Consider the following 17,458-nt stretch of genomic DNA (forward strand, 5'->3'; position numbering starts at 1 on the left):
GAAGCTGTTGGATACCCCGGTTTTTTTGTAGCTTGTGTTGAGCAGTAGCAGGCTTAGAATCCTGCATGTTGCGTAGGGAATAGATGGCTCTAAGCCATGTTAGGTCGGACAGTCACCACATCAGAGGCTGTCTGCTTCCTGCAACTTATCCGCAACGCATTGGACCGTACCTTTGCGGGCACCTTTGCTGCCGGTTGGCGGTTGTTGTTCCCGTGCCTACTTCTTCGCTCCGCATCCTGCTCATTACGCCGCCGCTCACGCAGCTCAACACGCCCTACCCGGCCACGGCCTACATCAAGGGATTTCTGGGCGCGCGCGGCTACGCCGTCACGCAGGCCGACCTGGGCCTGGAGCTGGTACTGAAGCTGTTCTCGAAGCCGGGCCTGACGCGGGTGTTCAACGCCATTGCGGCCGGCTCGTTTTCGCTCTCCGACAACGCCCGCCGGATGCTGCGCCTGCGCCAGAGCTACCTGAGCACCATCGAGCCGGTGGTGCGCTTTCTGCAGAACAAGGACAACACCCTCGCGCCCCGCATCTGCCACAGCCGTTTCCTGCCCGAAGCCAGCCGCTTCGACAACATCGCCGACCTGGAAACGGCTTTCGGCACCATGGGCCTCACCGACCAGGCCCGGCACCTGGCCACACTCTACCTCGAAGACCTCGGCGACCTGATCAAGGAAACCGTGGGGCCGCAGTTCGGCTTTTCGCGCTACGCCGAGAAGCTGGCCATGTCGGCCACCACCTTCGATGCGCTGCAAGAGGCGCTGCAGGCCCCGCCCAACCTGCTCGACCAGATGCTGCAGGAGTTGGTGGATGAGCTGGTGGCGCGGGTGCAGCCCGACGTGGCCGGCTTCACGGTGCCCTTCCCCGGCAACCTCTACGGCGCCCTACGGCTGGCTGGCCGCATCAAGCAGCTCAGCCCCGCCACCCGCACCCTGATGGGCGGCGGCTACCCCAACACCGAGCTGCGCCAGATCCGGGAGCCGCGCTTCTTCGACTACATCGACTACCTGACCCTCGACGACGGCGAAGGCCCGTGGCTGCGGCTGCTGGAGTATTTGAATAGCAAACAAGAACGTCATGCTGAGCTTGTCGAAGCATCTCTACCGCTGGCTAGTGTATCATTTGGCAACGAAGCGGTAGAGATGCTTCGGCAAGCTCAGCATGACAGTTCAAGAGAGCAGACGGACGTTCAGGAAAGTCAGCCTCTACCCTTCCAACGCACCTTCCTGCGCAATGCGGCCGGCGAGGTGGAGTACATCAACCAGCCGTTTCCGGATATTCCGCATCCCGAGGTGGGCACGCCGGACTACTCCGATTTGCCGCTGAGCGAGTATCTGTCGGTGATTGAGGTGCTGAACCCTATGCACCGCCTCTGGAGCGACGGGCGCTGGAACAAGCTTACGGTGGCGCACGGCTGCTACTGGAAGCGCTGCTCGTTCTGCGACGTGACGCTGGACTACATTTCGCGCTATGAAACCGCACCCAGCGCCTTGCTGGTGGACAGAATCGAGCAGATCATTGCCCAGACCGGCCAGACCGGCTTCCACTTCGTGGATGAGGCCGCGCCGCCGCTGGCCTTGCGCGATTTGGCCATCAAGCTGCTCAAGCGCCGCGTGAACATTACGTGGTGGGGCAACATCCGCTTCGAGAAAACCTTCACGCCCGACCTGTGCCGCCTGCTGGCCGCCTCAGGCTGCATTGCGGTGAGCGGCGGCCTGGAAGTGGCTTCCGACCGCCTGCTGGCTCTCATGGAAAAGGGCGTCACCATTGCGCAGGTGGCCCGCGTCACGGATGGCTTCACGCAGGCCGGCATCATGGTGCACGCCTACCTGATGTATGGTTTCCCAACGGAAACCGCCCAGGAAACCGTGGACAGCTTGGAAGTGGTGCGGCAGCTGTTCGAGGCCGGCATTGTGCAGAGCGGCTACTGGCACCGGTTTTCAATGACGGCGCACTCGCCCGTGGGCAAGGACCCCGCGAAGTACCAGGTGGCCGCCACCGGCCCCGAGCCCGGCCCCTTCGCCTGGAACGACCTCTGGCACGACGACCCCACTGGCACCGACCACGAGCAGTTCGGCCCCGGCCTGGCCAAGGCCCTCTACAACTACCTGCACGGCGTGGCCCTGCACGAGCCGCTTGGCTTCTGGTTTGATTTCCGGGTGCCCAAGTCCACGGTGCCGCGCCAGCTGATTCAGAAGGCCCTGCAGGAGCCCGGCAAGCCGGATTTCGCCAAGCAGAACCAGCGGCTGTTCTGGCTGGGCAACGCGCCGGAGCTGCGGCAGGAAAACGGAAAGAAAGGCCCGCGCGCGGTGCTCACCTTCTACGAGCAGGCCGAAGACTTCGAAGTATCCGTACCGCCTGCCCTCGGCCCCTGGCTGCACGCCCTGCTCACTCGCCTCACCACCGACTACGACACCAAAGTGCTGCTAAAGGAAGTGGCCCAGAGCTTCCCGGCCAGTCACTCGTTCGAGCGGTTTCTGGAGTCGGCGGCATGGCTGACGCTGCGCGAGAAGGGGCTGCTGGTGCTGTAGTAGCGCGAACTTTGTAGTTCGCGTCCTCGCGCCATTTGCAGGCTTGCCTGTTGCGTCTTCGTATAAATAGGGCCGCTCCAGCGGCGCGGGGGCGCGAACTGCAAAGTTCGCGCTACTGTGTGGCCGGCTATTTCAGCCAGTCCTCAATGGCGGTGAGGTAGCCGGGGGCGGCGGCGGGCCAGGTCCATTTGCCATCGGGGCTGGTGCGGCCGGGCAGCACGAAGCGGGCATTGGCTTTCGGGAAGATGCGTACCTGCGTGGCGCGGCGTCCGCCCACGGCATTGCGCAGGCGGCGGGCACTGTCTTTCACGTTCAGGGAGGTGTCGGCGGCGGCGTAGAGGCCCAGCACCGGCACCCGGCGCTGGCCGAGCTGCTGCAGCGGCCGGGCCTCGTCGGCAGACGTTACCGACACGTTTTCCAGTACCATGAACGCCGCCCGCGGCTTAGCCAGTGTGGCGGCCGGCACGGCGATGGCAGCGGCAGCGCCCCGGGCCCACATGCCCACCCGCAGCGTATCCACGGCCGGGTGCCGGCGCAGGGCCTGCACCGTAGCGGCGGCGGCCTGCAGCGCCACCGAGTCGGCCGGGGAGCCGGCGGCTACGGCCACTACCGTCGTCACGAAGCCCTGGCGGGCCAGTTGGTCGGCGCGGAGGCGGGCGGCGGCTTGGTGGGTGTCGTCGGCGAACAGGGCTATGGCGGGGTGGTTGCCTAGCGTATCGGTGGGCACCAGCACCAGCAGGGCCAGCCGACTGGCGGGCACCTGCAGCGTATCCAGCTGGTAGGGGCGCGGCTGGGCCTTGCCCCGACGCACCCACACAAAGTCCGTCCGGATGCTGTCGAGCGTGAACACGCCCCGTAGAAAGTCCCCCTCGCGTACCGCCGACACCTGCATGCCGCCGGGCGTACCATCCTGCTCAAACAGCAATTGTGGCTCAGCATAGCGCGCCGTTTCCACCGGAAAGCTCAACCCCTCCTCCTGCGGGAAGCGCATATCGGCCTCCAGCTGGCCGGCACCGGTTTCGCGCAGCTCCAACACGGCCGCCAGCTCGGTACCCTGGTACGCCACGGTGCCCTCGTAGTGCCCAGTGGGCAGGGCCACAGCGGCCCCACTGCCCGCATCCGACGAGCAGCCCGCCAGCAAGGCCACGGGAGCAGCCCACAGCAGGAATCGGGACCAGAAAGAAGCGGTGGCTGGCAGAGGAAGGTTCACGCGAACAACTAAGTGGCAGGTAGGCAAAGGTAGAGCAGCGTCGGCATTCGGTTTTCGGCAGGCGTTGCCGGCCTGTGTTCTGCCGGCAGGCAGCCGAATGCGCAGCGCGCAGTTTACAGGCCTTTGCGCAGAATCAGGTCGTTCTGCACGTCGTTACCGAGCAGAAATTCGTGTTGGCCGGCGGCCTTGAAGCCGAAACGACGGTAGAACTCCAGCGCCCGGTCGTTCTTTTCCCACACACCCAGCACCACGGCGCGGCACTTCTGCTCACGGGCTTCCTCGATGGCGCGGCGCATCAGGGCGGCGCCCAGGCCGGTGCCGGTCCAGTCTTCCAGCACGTACAGCCGCTCAATTTCCAGGCGCTCTTCCGGCACTTTGCCTTCCACCTGCCCCAGCGTAGAGTGCAGGCGCAGCTTGGCGTAGCCTACCAGCTGCTGCTGCATGCGGGCCAGCAGAAAAACAGTATCGGGCTCGTTCAGCTCGGCCAGCTGCAGCTCCTGGCTGAAGGTAGCGTCCAAGTAAGACGCCATATCGGCGGGGTCGTTGGCGGCGGCGAAGGTGTCGTGGAAGGTCTGGCGGCCCAGGCTGGCGAGCTGGGCGGCTGCCTCGGCAGTGCGTTTGGCAACGGTGATGGTAAGCGGCGAAGACATGGTGGCTGGATTCGGGCTGGATTCAGGAAGACGGCAAAGGTACGCCGGCCGAAATTGCGGGCCGCTACCAGCCGGCCCCGCGGGCTAGCCCTGCCTGTCGTTTTCCGGGCGCCAGGTGTGCCAGCCATACCGCAGCAGCAGTCCGCTGCCCAGCAGCAGCAGCAAACTCATCAGAAACTCGCGGTTGTAAATAGCGGCCGGGCCGGCCTGTTTATACGCGTAGTACGTGAGGCCCATCCGAAGAAAAAACGCGACCAGCAGCATAAAGCCGGCCAGCACAGTCATCATCCCTACAATACGACGCGTAACGGGTGGCAACGGAGGCATAGGCAACCAGCAGGGGGCTAAAGTGAGACGCAAAAGGCGCAACTACCCAGATAAACCAGGATTTCGGGCAGGTGTTGGCAGTGGCAATAACAGCGTCTGCGCCAATTCAGTGCCCTTTGTGCCCCGGCCACCCGCTCCGGCCGCGGCAGCAGCGCCACACGGCGGTTGCAATTTGATTTCTGCCGCGTATTTTTGCCTCACCAAGCAGTACACAAGCGAGAGTAGCTCAGTTGGTAGAGCATCAGCTTCCCAAGCTGAGGGTCGCGAGTTCGAACCTCGTTTCTCGCTCATTCACAAAACAGCCCCGTAGCAGAGATGCTACGGGGCTGTTTTGTGAATGAGCGTTCTGAGGCGCGGCGCTTCTTACTCGCGCTTGGTTTTGAGTACCTGCTTGAGGGCGGCCAGCTCGTCGCGGAGCTTGGCGGCGGTGAGGAAGTCCAGGTCCTTGGCGGCGGCTTCCATTTGCTTTTCGGTTTGCTTGATGAGCTTTTCCAGGTCGGTGCGGCCCATCATGGCCACTACCGGCTCGGCGGCAATAGCCAGTCCGCCGTCGGCCTCGGGACCCACGTAGGCTGTGCCCTCCTGGATGCGGTAGTCCGACAGCGAAGTCTGCTCCATGATGGCCTCGCGGCTTTTGCGCACGGTGCGCGGCGTGATGCCGTGCTCCTGGTTGTAGGCCAGCTGGGTGGCGCGGCGGCGGTTGGTTTCGTCGATGGCGCGCTGCATGGAGCCGGTCATCCGGTCGGCGTACATGATGACTTTGCCCCGGTCGTTTCGGGCGGCGCGGCCCATGGTCTGGATCAGGCTGCGCTGGTCGCGCAGGAAGCCTTCCTTGTCGGCATCCAGAATGGCCACGAGGCTCACTTCCGGCAAGTCGAGGCCTTCGCGCAGCAGGTTCACGCCGATGAGCACGTCGATTTCGCCGAGGCGCAGCTGGCGCAGGATTTCCACGCGGTCCAGGGTTTTCACGTCGGAGTGCACGTAACTGCTCTTGATGCCCAGACGCTCCATGTACTTCTGCAGCTCCTCGGCCATGCGCTTGGTGAGGGTCGTCACCAGCACCCGGTCGCCCATCTTCACGCGGTTGTCTACCTCGTCCAGCAGGTCGTCGATCTGGTTGACGCTGGGCCGCAGGTCGATTTCGGGGTCGAGCAGGCCGGTGGGCCGGATGATCTGCTCCACCACCACACCGTTGGCCTGCGCCAGCTCGTAGTCGGCCGGCGTGGCACTCACGTACACCGCCTGCCGGTACATGCTCTCGAACTCGTTGAACGTGAGCGGGCGGTTATCGAAGGCCGAAGGCAGGCGGAAGCCGTACTCGATGAGGGCCGTTTTGCGGCTCCGGTCGCCGCCCCACATGGCCCGGATCTGGGGCATGGTGGCGTGGCTTTCGTCGACCACCAGCAGGAAATCGTCGGGGAAGTAGTCGAGCAGGCAGAAGGGGCGGCTGCCGGGCTGGCGGCCGTCGAAGTAGCGCGAGTAGTTCTCAATGCCCGAGCAGTAACCCAGCTCCCGAATCATCTCTAGGTCGAACTCGGTGCGCTCCATGATGCGCTTTGCCTCGGAGTCGCGCCCTTCCTTCTCGAAGTAGGCGTGCTGCTGCACCAGGTCGAACTGGATTTCCTTGATGGCCTGGTTGAGGGTGTCCTTGCCGGTCACGAACAGGTTGGCAGGGTAGAGCGTCACCGATTTTTCGTCGGAAAGCTTCTTGCCGGTCTGCGGGTCAATCTTCTGGATGGCCTCGATTTCGTCGCCGAAGAAGAACAGCCGGTAAGCGTGGTCGGCGTAGGCCGGAAACACGTCCACGGTATCGCCCTTCACCCGGAACGTGCCGCGCGTGAACTCCATTTCGGTGCGCGAGTACAGAATCTGCACGAACTGGTAGAGCAGGTTGTTGCGCGAGTATTTCAGGCCGGGGGCCAAGTAAATCACGTTTTTGCTGAACTCCTCGGGGTTGCCGATGCCGTAAATACACGACACCGAGGCAATTACAATCACGTCGCGGCGGCCCGAAAGCAGCGTGGACGTGGTGTGCAGCCGCAGCTTTTCGATTTCCTGGTTGATGGCCAAATCCTTCTCGATAAAGACGTCGGAGCTGGCAATGTAGGCCTCGGGCTGGTAGTAGTCGTAGTAGCTGATGTAGTACTCGACGGCGTTGTTGGGGAAGAACTGCTTGAACTCGCCGTAGAGCTGCGCGGCCAGGGTTTTGTTGTGGCACAGCACCAGAGCCGGCTTGCCGGTTTCGGCAATGACGTTGGCCATGGTGAAGGTTTTACCCGTGCCGGTGGCCCCGAGCAGCACCTGCGCCGGCTCGCCGTTGTTCACGCCCTGCACCAGTTGGGCAATGGCTTTGGGCTGGTCGCCGGTGGGCTGGAATTCCGAGGTGAGTTGATACTTCATGCAACAGGAAAAGAGGACACCGGAACGCCCGGCCGCCGGCTAGAAAGCCAGCCTAGCATAACTGCGTTAGCAAAGTGTAGGTTTCCCGGCAAACAAAAAAACCTATCCGACGGGCGAACAGGTTTTCTCATGATACGGCAGCAGCGGCTAGCCGCCGGGCTGAACCCGGGCAATTTTGTTGATTTCAGCCCACTTCACCAAGCTGTTCTGCGGCAGCAGCTGCGCCCAGAACTTCTCGGCGCACAGCGACACGCCCAGGTGGCACGATTTCACCATGGTAGCCTGCTCCTGCAGCGCCAGCCGCTGCACGGTGGCCAGCCAGTCCTGCTGGTTGGCTTCGGTCATATCCATCAGGCGCGGAATGACGGTGAGGGCACGGGTCTGGTAGTGCAGATACACGTTGCCATCCTTCACAGCTTTCCAGGGGCCTGTGTTGATGTAGGACTTACGGTTCAGCTCCCGCACCACGTAGTCAATGCTGTCGGCGGGCAGGGCGGAAATGTACACCGGCCCCATCACCGATTTAATGACGAACCTATTGCTGTTGAAGAGCTGGAAAGTCTGCGGAAGCGTGGTGGTTTCGTGCATCCCCACCAGCAGCTCGCCGGCCACATACGTACCGTCGGAGCACTCCAGGGGCGGGCAGATCGGAATTTTCGGCTCCACAGGTTCCTGGCGGTTGCACGAGGCCACGGCCCCGGCTAACAAAAGCAAGTAGAGGCAGCGCATAGCAAGTAAAAATTGAATGGTTCTTACTCCTGAGGTTAGCGGCGGGCTACGGCGGTAGAAGTGGCGTTGCCGAATTCCACGCTGGCTTCCAGGCCCACGGAATAAGGGCGGCTGCGGCGCGTAAAGCGTTCGGCGGACTGGTCGTTCAGGCTGTTCAGGCCGGCTTCCACTTTCGGGCCCAGGGCCAGCCGCCAGGTAGCGTTGGCTGGCTGATACCGGACACCAGCACCGCTTTGCACCGAGCCCAGCACCTTCCGGTACGGCGAGGTGGCGGAGGCCAGCGTGTAAGTAGTGGTAGCTTCGGGCACGCCTTCCAGCTCGGTGCGGGACTTCAGCAGCACGTTCACGGCGGCCCCTACTTTGGCGTAGAGCGCCCATCCTTTTTTCGGGTTGGTGGCGTAGCGCACATTCACCGGCACGCTGGCCGTCTGGTAGCGGTAGCGCACGTTGCGCAACGACAGATCGGCGTTGGAACGCACGGCACCACCACCCTGGTTACGGTCGGCGGTGAGGCTGGAGGCCAGCGTGGATTTGCCGTCGAGGAAGGCCCACGAGCTGGCGGCCGTAGCCTCCTGCTGCCCGGCCGCCAGGCCGGTTTCCACGGTCCAGTTGTTGTTGAGCGGGTAGCTGGCCAGCATGGCCACCTGCTGCCCCAAGCCGGATTGCAGCGTCGACCGATACTCGGAAGCCGCCATTTCGTAGGCCTGCGCCTGGAAGGTAGCCGGGCTGAAGCTCACAGAATTAGACGAGCTGACAGCAGAAGCCCGCGAATAGTTGATGTTGGGGTTGAAGGCCGAGGCGGCGTAGCCGGCGCTCAGCTTCCAGCGCCGCCGACGGGCTGGCACGGGCTGCTCTTCCTCTTGCTGTTGGGCTGGCGAAATCAGCTTTTTGGGTGCAGCAGCAGCCAGCAGCATGCTGGAAGCCGCCGGAGCCGCGGCCACGGAAGTCAGCATATCGGGGCGGCCGAAGCCGGTAGCACTATTGCTGCCGAAGCCCGCCGCCCGGCTTAGTACCGACTCGATGTTGCGCCCCGACGACCACGACGTGGAACCCACAACCACCGTGTAGCCCGCTTCCTGCATCAGCGAGGAGCCCGGCAGAACAGCAGCGGCCTGACGCCCCTCATACAGCCCGAAATGCTGCCCGAAGGCAGATACTGGTAGGTAGGCGCTGGCACGGTCGGCTACCGGAGCAGCCTGAGTAGCCTGCGGAGTAGCCGACACGCTAGCCAGCGTATAGTTGGTGGCCGACGCGGCGCCAGTAGCCGGGGCGGCACCCGGGGTTGCGGTGGGCTGACGGAAGCTGTTGGCGGCCACGCCGGCCAGGCCGGGCTGCAGACCATAGCCACCGGCCTCGTACGTGCGGCCGGCTACGGCTGCGCCAGCTGGGGTACCGCTGTTACGAAGGCCGGCAGCAGCCGGGGCGGGAGCAGAAGCCACGCCGGTAGCATTTGGTTGCAGCGTCAGCCAGGTGCCGCCGCCGGCCAGCAGCAGCAGCGAAGCCGCCGCGGCCCAGCGGTAGCCCAGCAGCCGGCGGCGGTAGGTATCGTTCTGCTGCACCAGCAGCTCATGGTCGAGCTGCTCCCAGAGGCTGGCCCGCGGAGTTACCTCCGCCTCGGCAAACTTCTGCCGGAACAGGTGCTCCAGGTCGCCGGTGGGGCGTGGGTCGGGGGTATGGTTAGGATCGGAAAGTGCCATTCTTGGATTGCGCATCAAGGCGCTCGACTTTAGACTTCAAAATTGCCCGGGCACGGGAGTACTGCGATTTGCTGGTGCCTTCGGAAATGCCCAGCATCTCGCCGATTTCCTTGTGGCCGTAGCCCTCGATGGCAAACAGGTTGAACACCATCCGGTAGCGGGGGGCCAGCTCCTGCACCATGGCCAGCAGGTCTTCGAACCCGTAGTTGGAGAGGGTGAACTCTTCGCCGGCCAGCTCCTCGGGGTAGTCGCCGTCGCTGACGGCTACCAGCGGGGCGTTGCGGCGGTGCTGGCGCAGCGCGGCATTCACCATAATGCGGCGGATCCAGAACTCCAGCGGGCACTCGCGGCGGAAGCTGCTCAGGTTCTTGAATACCGTAATGAATCCTTCCTGCAGCACATCCTCGGCCTCAAACGTGGTCTGGGCGTAGCGCAGGCACACGGCCATCATGCGGCCCGCGAATCGCTCGTAGAGGTACTTCTGCATCAGCCGACTGCCGGCCAGGCAGCCATCGAGCAGCTCAGCCTCGCTGAGTTGGGCAGGCGGGATAAGTGGGCGCACGGCAGCGGGGGGAGGCGTGAGAGCTTCAGGTGACGAAGCCGGCGCACCGGCCAGCAAACTCCGCAGCCCGCTCATGGGCTGCAGCGCCGACGACAGCGCCCTCACTTGCCTAGCCGGCCAGCGGCGCCGGTGCCGTGGATAGCGAGCAGGCCCTGAGGTAGCGTACGCTGGGTAAATAAGGAGAGCATAAGTCGGGAACAGAGAATCGAAAGATAGCCAGCTGCGGCACAGGGCCGCAACACACACAAGAGCTAGCGGGGCCACCGCGCGGTTGCATGCTGGAGTAGATATCTGCAAAAAAAGTTACCGCCCGGACTGCTCCCAGCCTGATAACCTTGCTTTCCGGAAGCGAGTATACTGGCTAGCCGGCTCGCGTGTAGCTACATGCAAGCTACCATTCGCCTGCTTCCTCCTCTAATTTACTTCATTCCCCCAACCATACAGCCTATGAAAACCCTGATTCTGTTCTACTCCACGTACGGCCACGTATTTAAGCTTGCCGAAGCCATGGCCGAAGGTGCCCGCGAAGTGGAAGGCAACGAAGTAGTCATCAAGCAAGTGCCGGAGACGCTGCCGAAGGAGCTGCTGGACCAGATTGGGGCCACAGAAGCGCAAAAGGCCTTTGCCCACATCGAAGTAGCCACTCCTGAGGAGCTGGCCGACTACGACGCCATTGTGGTGGGCGTGCCCACCCGCTACGGCAACATGTGCGGCCAGATGCAGGCCTTCTGGGACTCTACCGGCGGCTTGTGGGCTAAAGGGGCGCTGGTGGGCAAAGTGGGTGGCGCGTTCGTGAGCACCGCTACGCAGCACGGCGGCCAGGAAACCACCATCCGGGCGGTGCATACCATGCAGCTGCACCACGGCTTTGTGCTGGTGGGGCTGCCCTACGCGTGGCAGGGCCAGATGGGCCACCACGAAGTGACGGGCGGCACGCCCTACGGCGCCAGCACCGTGGCCGGTGGCCAGGGCGAGCGGCAGCCCAGCGGCAACGAGCTGGAAGGAGCCCGCTACCAGGGCCGCCACACCGCTGAAATTGCCAAAAAGCTGAGCGTGAAATAATAGACTTTTTCTTGTTACGTTTGTAACAGAAACTGTTCCGCACACCTCTGCAACATTAGCCGGCCGCTCCGAAATGAGCGGCCGGCTTTTTTTATGCGCCTGATTTACTGCCGGCGCAGGTTACTATTTCTTTAAAGCAGACCCCGGGTGCAACCTTCTGCTGCCGGGCCGGACTTTGCGGCATTGTTGCTTATACACACCCGCCAGTATATTCTTCCTACTCTATGAAACACGCCCTACCCCTGCTACTGAGCACGCTGTTGGCCACGCCGGCCTTGGCCCAGACGCCGGCTGCCCCTCCTACCGGCGCCCGGCCGGCCGGTGCTACCCCACCCGCCGCCGCGCCGCGCCTGGCGTTGCCCGAAACGCCCAAAGGCGCGGGCCGCATTACGGGCACCGTGCTGGATGCCACCACCAAAAAGCCCGTGGAGTTTGCCACAGTGGCCCTGCTGCCCGCCACCGGCGAGCGGCCCCTGGACGGCACCACCGCCGACGAGCGCGGCCGGTTTGTGCTGAAGGGCCTAGCGGCCGGCGCCTACCGGGTGCAGGTGAGCTTTCTGGGCTACGGCGTGCGGGTGGAGAACGTGACGGTGGCTGATGGCCCCGTGGATTTGGGCAGTCTGCTGCTGACGTCCACGGCCCAGAAGCTGGGCGAGGTGACCGTGACCGGCGAGCGGGACGTGGTGGAAACCAAGCCGGACCGCCTCGTGTACAACGCCGACCGCGACCTGACCAACACCGGCGGAACCGCTGCCGACGTGCTCCGTAAAGTGCCCCTGATCAGCGTGGACCCCGACGGCAACGTGGAGCTGCGCGGCACCTCCAACGTGCGGGTGCTCATCAACAACAAGCCCTCGGGCATCGTGGCCAGCTCGGTAGCCGATGCCATGAAGCAGATTCCAGCCGACCAGATCAAGACGGTGGAGGTGATTACCACGCCCGGCGCCAAGTACGACGCCGAAGGCACGGGCGGCATCATCAACATCACGCTCAAGAAAAACAATCTGGAAGGCACCAACGGCAGCATGGGCGTAGCGGCCGGCACGCGCAGCTCCAACGCCAACGCCTCGCTGAACGTGCGGCGCGGCAAAATCGGGATTAACAGCTCGGCCAGCGGCTTCGCCTTCTACAGCCCCAACCGTAACGACCTGACGCGCAGCGTGCGCGACGCGCAGGGCACGCTGGTGCCTTCCCTGCGGCAGGAAGGCGACGGTTTCACGATAGGCGGCGGCGGCTTCGGGCGCCTGGGCTTCGACTACGACCCCAGCAAGGAGCACAATTTCAACCTGAGCGTGCAGGGAAACCTGTTCCGCAACCAGGGCGACTACGACCAGTTCAACCAGCCGGCCGCGCTGCCCGATTTCACCCGCGCCACCGACCGCGCCTTCCGCACCCAGAGCTACGACGCCAGCGGCTCCTACACCCGCACCTTCGAGGGGCAGCCCAAGCGCGAGTGGAGCGTGCTGGGGCAGCACACCCGCAACCGCAACACCCAGCACTACGACCTCGACCAGTTTCCGGGCCGGGCCACCGAGGGCGAGCGGACTTACCGGGAAGGCAGCGACAACCTGAGCCGCAACCTTGAAACCACGCTCCAGACCGACTACACGCATCCGTTTTCGGAAACTGCCACCCTGGAAGCCGGAGCCAAGGGCATTCTGCGCCGCGTGAGCAGCCAGTACGATGTCCAGATTGACCCCACCGGCAACAGCCCGCTGGTGCGCAGCGCGGCCCGTTCCAACACCTTCGACTACGACCAGAACGTGCTGGCCGCCTACGCCACCTACGGCTTCAGCTTGAGCAAAAAGCTGACTTCCCGGCTGGGCGCCCGGCTGGAACGCACCGACATTACGGGCCGCTTCACGCAGGGCGAAGCCAGCCGCTTCACCCAGAACTACACCAGCCTGCTGCCCAACGTGAGCTTAAGCTACCAGCCCGGCAAGCCCGGCCAGACGGTGCGGCTGGCGTATTCGCAGCGCATCCAGCGGCCCCAGATTTTCTACCTCAACCCGTTCATCAACGCCTCCGACTCGCTCAACATCAGCTACGGCAACCCGCGCCTCAACCCCGAATTCACGGACAGCTACGAGCTCAACTACACGACGTTCGTGAAGGGCGTGGTGCTTAACGGCTCGGTGTACACGCGGCGCACCGGCAATGCCATTGAAACGGTGCGGTTTGTGGATGAGCAGGGCGTGCAGAACCAGACGTTCCGCAACATCGGGCGCAATGCCACCTACGGGGCCAGCCTGTTCGGCTCGTTTAAGCCGGTGCCGCTCTGGGATTTGAGCGGCAACCTGAACTTCTACTACGTTTCGCTGAACAGCCCGGCCCTGGACGTAACCAGCACGGCCTTCCGCAACAGCGGCCTGATGTACAGCATCAATATCAACTCCAGCTACAAATTCGCCAAGGCCGGCGACGACACCGCCACGCCGTGGCGGCGCGGCCTGAGCATTCAGGTCAACGCGGGGCTGAACTCACCGCGCATTCAGCTGCAGGGCCAGCAGCGGGCCTGGGCGTTCTACTCGATGGGTTTGCGCAAAAGCCTGCTCCAGGACAAAGCCGACCTCACCCTGAACGCCGACAACTTCCTGCAGGCCACCCGCAACCTGAACACCATCCTGGAAACGCCGCAGTTCACCCAGGAAAGCAACAACTACATCTACCTGCGCGGGGTGCGCCTGGCCTTCAACTACCGATTCGGCAAAGTATCCACCCAGGCCCCGAAACGCCGCAAAGGCATCCAGAACGACGACGCCAAACAAGGCGAAGGCAGCGGCCAGCAGTAGGTGGATTGTTGGGTTGGCGGGTTGGTGGAGTGACTGTCATGCTCTGGCTGCGCCTCTGCATGACGTGCTGGAAACGCCACCAACCCGCTAATCCAGCAACCCAACACTTACCGGTTCCAGATTTTCCAGGCTTCCTCGGCCTGAATGCAGAGCATTTCGAAGCCGTTTTTGGTGTGGGCGCCGGCCGCCTGGCCGCGCTTCATGAACTCGGTTTCGCTGGGGTTGTAGATGAGGTCGTAGAGGTAATGGCGGGGCGTGAAGGCCGCGTAGTTGAGCGGGGGGCACTGCTCGGTATCGGGGTAGGTGCCTAGCGGAGTGGTGTTGATGATGAGCGAATGGTCGGCCAGCACGGTGGGCGTCAGCTCCTGGTACGTGAGGCCGCGGCCCATGGGATTTCTCGATACCACCCAGTAGCTGATGCCCAACTCACGTAGGGCCACTTCCACGGCTTTGGAAGCGCCGCCGCTGCCCAGCACCAGCGCCCGCAGACCTGCAGGCACCGGCTGCGGCAAAAACCCGCGTAGCGAGTCCCGAAAACCAATGTAATCGGTATTGTGGCCGATCAGGCGGCCTTCGGGCGCAAACTCGATGACGTTGACGGCGCCGACCCGCGCCGCTGAGGGCGCTACCTCGTTGAGAAATGGCCACACCTGCTCTTTGTACGGTATCGTGACGTTGAGGCCGCGCAGCTCCGGCTCGCGGGCCAGCAGGGCCGGCAGGGCCGTAATGGCCGGCAACTCAAACAGCTCGTAGCGGTGGTCGGATAAGTCGAGGTTGGTGAATTTCTGACTGAAATACGTTTGGGAGAAAGAATGCTTCAGGGTCAGGCCGATAAGTCCGAAGGCAGGCATAAGGCAGGCAGGTAGTTTCGGGAGTCAAGCAACAAAAAAAAACCACCCCGGCCAAAACGGCCAGGATGGTTTCCCGGAATGTTAGCATCGGATCTGCGCACAGCCCAGCCTGCGCTAGGCAGCCGGCTGCTTGGCCGCGTCGCGTCGCGACTTGAAGAACTCAACCACAGCCGGCAGCACCGACACCACGATGATGCCAATCGTGAACAGCCCGAAGTTCTGCTGAATCCAGGGCAGGCGGCCCAGGAAATAGCCGGCGCCGGTCAGCAGCGTCACCCACAGCACCGCGCCCACCACGTTATAGCTCAAAAACTTGGTGTAGCTCATGGTGCCTACGCCCGCAATGAAGGGCGCAAACGTGCGGATGATGGGAATGAAGCGGGCAATGATGATAGTTTTGGCGCCGTGCTTCTGGTAAAACGCCTGGGTGCGCTCCAGGTGCTCCCGCTTCAGAAAGCGGGAATTCTCGCGGAACACGCGCGGCCCCAGGTAGTCGCCGATGTGGTAGTTGAGCGTGTCGCCGAGCACGGCGGCCAGAATCAGCAGGCCAATCATGGCCCAGATATTCAGGGGGGAGCCGGGCAGCGCGGCCAGCGAGCCAGCCGCAAACAGCAGCGAGTCGCCGGGCAGGAAGGGCAGCACCACCACGCCGGTTTCCACGAAGATGATCAGGAACAGGATGGCGTAAGTCCAGGCGCCGTAGTCCTGAATGATTTCAGCCAGGTGCTTATCGAGGTGCAGAATGAAGTCGAGCAGATGCTTCAGAATTTCCATGCGGAAGGGCGAGGTGGTAGAATAGAACTACAAAGAAAGCGGAAAGCCGCCGGAGTATCGCCGTGGCCCGGCGGCCGGCCCCGGGTTTGGGGCGGTCCGTCGGGGAGAGGCACCGCGCCTGATACGGCAACGGCGCCTTCATGGTCGCGCTACGCCAGCGGCTTTTCCAGAATCAATAAGCGGTTCAGCAGCTCCACTTCCACTTCCTTCACCCGGAAGCCCAGCTGGGGCAGAAACTCGGCCAGCTCCTGCCCTTGAATACTTAGGTGAGCAGCCGTAAGCGTGTTGGCCAGCACCCGGCCGCCGGGCGTGAGCAGCCGCCAGACCTGCTGCCAGAAGTCCTCGGTGCGGAGGCCGGCCGGCAGGTCGAGGTCAATGAACAGGTCGATAATAATCAGGTCGAAGGAAGCGGCCGGGGCCGTGCGCACCCAGGCAAAGGCATCGGCGCACACGATGGCCAGGTCGGGGCCGGGCTGAATGTTGAACTCCGTAGCGGCCAGCTGGATGATGGTGGGGTCGAGCTCGATGGCGGTGAGGTGTCCGGCGGCGGGGTGCTCCTTGCGCAGGGTTTCCACTACGGAGCCGCCGCCCAGCCCCAGCAGCAGCAGTTGCCGGGCTGTTTCGGGCGCCACAAACAGCAGCCCGTAGCGCAGCACCCGCTGCAACGAGCCGTAGGAATAGTTGGCGTGGCGCGTATCCAGCAGCTTGCGGCCCCGGTACCACGTCACTTCCAGCGGCCCGTTGATGGCCGACGTGGTGGTGCGGGTCAGGGGAATCAGGTAGCTCAGGTAGCGGCGGAGGAAGGTCAGCATGGTGGCGCAAGGTAAGACGGCCACCTCCGGAAGCGCAAAAGTCCGGGCCCCGGCAGGCAGCACGAGTCTGTGCTGCCTGCCGGGGCCCGGACTTATCAGGCCGGGGCGACGCTGCCTACTGAACGGCTTTCACCTGGTAGCCCTGCTGGCGCAGCAGCGCCAGCACGCCCTTCGGCCCGCCGAGGTGGGCGGCGCCTACCGCAAAAAACGTAGGCTGGCCGGCGGCCATCTTCTCGATGCCGGCAATCCAGCGCTGGTTGCGGTCATCGAGCAGCAGGCCGTTGTACTCGGTGAAGCCGAACAGGCTTTTGCTGCTCATTTCGCGCAGGGCTTCCACCTGCTGCGTTTTGTAGAGGCCCACCATCTGCTGCATCTCCTGCTTCATGGCAGCCTCCTGGGTTACCATATCGGTCAGCATCTTGCTTTGGGCGGCGTACGGGATTTTGTCGAAGACGCCGAGCTGGTCCTGCATGGTTTCCAAACCCAGCACCTCTTTTTTCTGCTCCTGGGCCATTTTCATGAACGCGGCCTCGTAGCTGGCAGGCTGGCAGCCCATCAGGGCCGGCATCAGCATTGAGCCCAGGAAAAACGGCTTGATGGACCCCACCTTGTCGATGGGCAGGCCGGCTTTGGCCTGCAGGTAGGTGCCAAAGGCAGCGTAGTCGGCCGGCGACATGAGGGTCTGCAGGGTCTGGCCGCCGCTCATCAGCATGCCGGCCTGAGCCTGCTGGGCCATCGTGGGGTCGTCCATGTCCATTTCCAGCACCACCTGCTTGCTGTTGCCCACAGCCTGCTTCACGGCTTCCGACACCTGCATATCGGCGGGGCAAATCATGTGGATGGTGCCAAACACGTAGGAAGGCGCGCTCAGGCCCTTGCCTGATACTTCCCACAGCAGCGAGTTGGCAGTGGCGGCCGTAGCCGTGGGCTGGGCCTTGGCAGACGCTTTGGTGGTTTTTTTCTGGGCCGAAGCAGTGAGCGAGGTCAGCAGCAGGGCAGCGGCGAAGGCGGTTTTGCGAAACAGACGCATGAGGAGAAAAATAAGAGAGGGAAGATAC

Annotated in this window: 14 protein-coding genes and 1 tRNA gene; 4 read left to right on the forward strand and 11 right to left on the reverse strand. The window is 63.4% G+C overall.

What is annotated here, in order from left to right:
• Positions 1-212: 212 nt before the first annotated feature.
• Entirely contained in the window at positions 213-2,534 is a 2,322-nt protein-coding gene (locus O9Z63_RS14335; RefSeq protein ID WP_270125938.1) for a B12-binding domain-containing radical SAM protein, read from the forward strand.
• A 127-nt stretch (positions 2,535-2,661) separates the two neighbouring features.
• Here O9Z63_RS14335 and O9Z63_RS14340 read toward each other — a convergent pair whose 3' ends face one another.
• The 3 genes from O9Z63_RS14340 to O9Z63_RS14350 form a co-directional block, all read right to left on the reverse strand.
• Positions 2,662-3,744 (reverse strand): dienelactone hydrolase family protein, encoded by a 1,083-nt coding sequence (locus tag O9Z63_RS14340; RefSeq protein WP_270125940.1) that lies wholly within the window; start codon positions 3,742-3,744, stop codon positions 2,662-2,664.
• 113 nt (positions 3,745-3,857) lie between these two features.
• Positions 3,858-4,394: a GNAT family N-acetyltransferase gene (locus tag O9Z63_RS14345; RefSeq protein WP_270125941.1), complete on the reverse strand. Its 537-nt coding sequence runs from the start codon at positions 4,392-4,394 to the stop codon at positions 3,858-3,860.
• Positions 4,395-4,478: 84 nt separating this feature from the next.
• Positions 4,479-4,721: a hypothetical protein gene (locus O9Z63_RS14350; protein ID WP_270125942.1), complete on the reverse strand. Its 243-nt coding sequence runs from the start codon at positions 4,719-4,721 to the stop codon at positions 4,479-4,481.
• A 215-nt stretch (positions 4,722-4,936) separates the two neighbouring features.
• Here O9Z63_RS14350 and O9Z63_RS14355 point away from each other — a divergent pair.
• Positions 4,937-5,009 (forward strand) — tRNA-Gly (locus tag O9Z63_RS14355).
• Positions 5,010-5,084: 75 nt separating this feature from the next.
• On the opposite strand, the gene uvrB is transcribed toward O9Z63_RS14355, so the two are convergent.
• From uvrB to O9Z63_RS14375, 4 genes are all read right to left on the reverse strand, one after another.
• A complete protein-coding gene (gene uvrB, locus O9Z63_RS14360) occupies positions 5,085-7,121 on the reverse strand; it encodes an excinuclease ABC subunit UvrB (RefSeq protein WP_270125944.1) in 2,037 nt (678 codons plus the stop codon).
• Positions 7,122-7,268: 147 nt separating this feature from the next.
• Positions 7,269-7,850: a hypothetical protein gene (locus tag O9Z63_RS14365; RefSeq protein ID WP_270125945.1), complete on the reverse strand. Its 582-nt coding sequence runs from the start codon at positions 7,848-7,850 to the stop codon at positions 7,269-7,271.
• A 35-nt stretch (positions 7,851-7,885) separates the two neighbouring features.
• Positions 7,886-9,547, reverse strand: coding sequence for an outer membrane beta-barrel protein (locus O9Z63_RS14370; RefSeq protein WP_270125946.1), 1,662 nt, complete (start codon positions 9,545-9,547; stop codon positions 7,886-7,888).
• Positions 9,528-10,109: an RNA polymerase sigma factor gene (locus tag O9Z63_RS14375; protein ID WP_231569684.1), complete on the reverse strand. Its 582-nt coding sequence runs from the start codon at positions 10,107-10,109 to the stop codon at positions 9,528-9,530. The genes O9Z63_RS14370 and O9Z63_RS14375 overlap by 20 nt, the downstream gene beginning before the upstream one ends.
• A 447-nt stretch (positions 10,110-10,556) precedes the next feature.
• On the opposite strand from O9Z63_RS14375, the gene wrbA reads away from it, so the two are divergent.
• Together wrbA and O9Z63_RS14385 are read left to right on the forward strand one after the other, a co-directional pair.
• Positions 10,557-11,171 carry an NAD(P)H:quinone oxidoreductase gene (wrbA, locus tag O9Z63_RS14380; RefSeq protein WP_270125947.1) on the forward strand — a complete coding sequence of 205 codons (615 nt, stop codon included), beginning with the start codon at positions 10,557-10,559 and terminating at the stop codon, positions 11,169-11,171.
• A gap of 224 nt (positions 11,172-11,395) precedes the next feature.
• On the forward strand, positions 11,396-13,963 hold the full coding sequence (locus tag O9Z63_RS14385; RefSeq protein ID WP_270125948.1) for an outer membrane beta-barrel family protein: 2,568 nt from the start codon (positions 11,396-11,398) through the stop codon (positions 13,961-13,963).
• Between the two features lie 107 nt (positions 13,964-14,070).
• Here the strand turns inward: O9Z63_RS14385 and O9Z63_RS14390 are convergent, their stop codons facing one another.
• From O9Z63_RS14390 to O9Z63_RS14405, 4 genes are all read right to left on the reverse strand, one after another.
• Positions 14,071-14,814 (reverse strand): shikimate dehydrogenase family protein, encoded by a 744-nt coding sequence (locus O9Z63_RS14390; RefSeq protein WP_270125949.1) that lies wholly within the window; start codon positions 14,812-14,814, stop codon positions 14,071-14,073.
• Between the two features lie 114 nt (positions 14,815-14,928).
• The gene (locus tag O9Z63_RS14395; RefSeq protein WP_270125950.1) at positions 14,929-15,588 is read right to left on the reverse strand and encodes a DedA family protein; all 660 of its coding nucleotides are present in this window, start codon (positions 15,586-15,588) and stop codon (positions 14,929-14,931) included.
• A gap of 149 nt (positions 15,589-15,737) precedes the next feature.
• Entirely contained in the window at positions 15,738-16,400 is a 663-nt protein-coding gene (locus tag O9Z63_RS14400) for a spermidine synthase (protein ID WP_270125951.1), read from the reverse strand.
• A 115-nt stretch (positions 16,401-16,515) separates the two neighbouring features.
• Positions 16,516-17,430 carry a TraB/GumN family protein gene (locus O9Z63_RS14405; RefSeq protein WP_270125952.1) on the reverse strand — a complete coding sequence of 305 codons (915 nt, stop codon included), beginning with the start codon at positions 17,428-17,430 and terminating at the stop codon, positions 16,516-16,518.
• Between the last annotated feature and the right edge of the window lie 28 nt (positions 17,431-17,458).

This window comes from Hymenobacter yonginensis, assembly GCF_027625995.1.
GTDB lineage: Bacteria > Bacteroidota > Bacteroidia > Cytophagales > Hymenobacteraceae > Hymenobacter > Hymenobacter yonginensis.